General features: G+C 36.5%; 3 protein-coding genes. 2 read left to right on the forward strand and 1 reads right to left on the reverse strand.

Annotated elements, in window-relative coordinates:
• The coding region (locus tag ACY65O_RS17445; protein ID WP_462222141.1) for an Lrp/AsnC family transcriptional regulator at positions 1-496 on the reverse strand (496 nt) is incomplete at its 3' end.
• 115 nt (positions 497-611) lie between these two features.
• On the opposite strand from ACY65O_RS17445, the gene ahcY reads away from it, so the two are divergent.
• Both ahcY and ACY65O_RS17455 read left to right on the forward strand, forming a co-directional pair.
• Positions 612-1,940 carry an adenosylhomocysteinase gene (gene ahcY, locus ACY65O_RS17450; RefSeq protein WP_462222142.1) on the forward strand — a complete coding sequence of 443 codons (1,329 nt, stop codon included), beginning with the start codon at positions 612-614 and terminating at the stop codon, positions 1,938-1,940.
• Between the two features lie 421 nt (positions 1,941-2,361).
• A partial coding sequence (locus ACY65O_RS17455) for an AAA family ATPase (RefSeq protein WP_462222143.1) occupies positions 2,362-3,074 on the forward strand: 713 nt, incomplete at its 3' end.

The following is a 3,074-nucleotide window of genomic DNA, read 5'->3' on the forward strand; positions in this document are numbered from 1 at the left end:
AAACCAACTGATGCGTCTGCTTAATAACCCCCATCACAAACACACTCTGCACATGCCCCATATTCTCAATATTGCTTAATTTATTTACATGAAAATCATGATACGCATTCATATCCTCACACATCACTTTAAGCATAAAATCAAATTCACCGCTAATGGTGTAGCACTCTACCACATCGGGCATAAGCATAATAGACTTTACAAATTTTGTGCCCGCAGTTTTACTATGTTCTTTCAAACTAACATAACAAATAGCGATCAAACTTTTTTTCACTTTAGTATGATCCACCAAAGTGGCGTATTGTTTAATCACACCGCTGGCCTCCATGCGTTTAATGCGTTCATGAACCGGCGTGGTACTCAGGTGAATTTTATCCGCAATTTCTTTCACCGTCATCCGTGCATTTTGCTGCAGCAAACTCAATATCAAAAGGTCTTTAGCATCCAGTGCAATATTGCCAATAGCTGTATTTTCTGTTTTAGTAGCTTTTGCCATAGTTAAAAAGTATTATCTCCTGTAATAATTGTATTAAAAGGATTATCCCCCAAATTTACACAAACTTGTAGAATATTATCCTATAAGTTTACTTTTGTGTTCTAAAAATTATAATATGTCAACATTAACAAAAACCTCCATCGACTTCAGCCTTAAAAATAAGGTTGCAGATATGAGCCTTGCAGAATGGGGCCGTAAAGAAATTAGATTAGCCGAAGCAGAAATGCCGGGCTTAATGGCCATCCGTGAAGAGTACGGACCAAGCCAGCCATTGAAAGGTGCAAGAATTGCAGGTTGCCTGCACATGACCATCCAGACTGCCGTGTTAATTGAAACGTTGACCGCATTAGGTGCAGAAGTAAAATGGAGCTCATGTAATATCTTCTCTACACAAGACCAGGCTGCTGCTGCAATTGCCGCTGCAGGTATTGGTGTTTTTGCATGGAAAGGTCAATCACAGGCAGAAGCTGATTGGTGTATCGAACAAACTTTATGGTTTGGTGGTGCAGACCGTCCTTTAAATATGATTTTGGATGATGGTGGTGATTTAACCAATATGGTTTTTGATACTTACCCCGAATTGATACAACACGTAAAAGGTTTATCAGAAGAAACTACAACCGGTGTACACCGTTTAGTAGAAAGAATGGAAAAAGGTACTTTGCCTATTCCTGCTTTCAATGTAAATGACAGTGTTACTAAAAGTAAATTCGATAACAAATACGGTTGTAAAGAAAGTTTGGTAGATGCTATCCGCCGTGCTACCGATGTAATGATGGCTGGTAAAGTTGCTGTTGTAGGAAGTTATGGTGATGTAGGTAAAGGTTCTGCTGCTTCATTAAAGGGTGCAGGTTGTCGTGTAATCGTAACAGAAATTGATCCTATCTGTGCTTTACAAGCTGCAATGGATGGCTTTGAAGTAAAGAAAATGATTGATGCCGTTAAAGAAGCTGATATTGTTGTAACTGCAAGTGGTTGTCGTGATCTGATCACCGAAGCCCACTTCCGTGCAATGAAAGATAAAGCTATCGTTTGTAACATTGGCCACTTCGATATTGAAATTGATATGGCATGGTTAAATGCAAATTATGGTGCTACAAAAAATACCATCAAACCACAGGTAGATATGTACACTATCGAAGGTAAAGATGTAATTGTGTTGGCAGAAGGCCGTTTGGTAAACTTAGGTTGTGCAACAGGCCACCCAAGTTTTGTAATGAGTAACTCTTTCAGTAACCAAACTTTGGCACAAATTGAATTGTGGACCAAAGGCGACCAGTACAAAAACGAAGTGTACGTGTTACCAAAAGTATTAGACGAAAAAGTTGCCCGTTTGCACCTTGCAAAAATTGGTGTGGTGTTAGATGAATTAACCACTGCACAGTCTGCATATTTAGGTTTACCTAAAGAAGGACCATTTAAGCCGGAAGCTTACCGTTATTAATATTTTTTTAAAAAGATAATCATTACAGCCCTGAATCATTTTTTGATTCGGGGCTTTTTTATGTTCGAACTTTAATACTGCCAGCCAGAGTTTGTCGAAGGCGGCTTAAAACGTAGGTTGTAAAAGTGTTCCACTTTTTTTAAAGTATTTTTTACCCGGCTATATTTCTTTGTTCATCTTCATTGGCACAGTTTACACTGACGAAGGAAGGGCACACTTGTACAGTAAACCTTTATTGAATTTTTATGGAAGCGAAGATTGTTACGAATGTTTCGTGAAGATATGAACCAAGGCAAGGGATTAACATCATATAAATAATTAAGGTACAGTTCCGTTAGGTTATTTAAGTTAATACCAAAATTCTAACACATTTTATATAACTTTATTCTAGTTACTTATATTTGCTACAATTCAAGAAACAATGTCAAGATCAGATTTATTATTACAATTAGTTCAATCAGGAGGTCAGGGAGACAAACAGTTGTTTCGTAAGGTAGTAGAAGCCATTATCGCTGAAGAAAAATCCAAACAACACAATATTTTTGCTAACAAATTACAGGAAAGCCTTCAACATTTTTCAATACCAGAAATAAATGGTAAACGCAATGTTCACAATATGAATGGTTACAATAAAGTTGAAAGCAATAGTGATCTTTTACATGAAACTGTACCGCTTGTGCAGTTAGACGATTTAATTTTAAATAATTCTGTAAAAAAAAATACACGAGATTTTATAGAAGAACAACTGAGAGCAGATTTATTAAGATCATATAATATGGAACCAAGGAATCGGATTATGTTAATTGGCCCTCCAGGAAATGGCAAGACTTCACTTGCAGAAGCGATAGCAAGTTCTTTAATGTTACCATTACTAACGGTTAGATATGAGAGTATTATTGCTAGTTATTTAGGAGAAACTTCCATTAGATTAAGAAATTTATTTGATTATGTTAGAACTCAAAAATGTGTTCTATTTTTTGATGAATTTGATTCAATAGGTAAAGAAAGAGGTGACACTCATGAAACTGGCGAGATAAAAAGAGTTGTATCCTCACTATTATTACAAATTGATAAATTGCCTAGTTATGTCACAATAATAGGAGCAACTAACCACCCAGAACTACTTGACAGGGC

Origin of the sequence: Ferruginibacter sp. (genome assembly GCF_031430955.1) — a bacterium.
Taxonomy (GTDB): domain Bacteria; phylum Bacteroidota; class Bacteroidia; order Chitinophagales; family Chitinophagaceae; genus Ferruginibacter.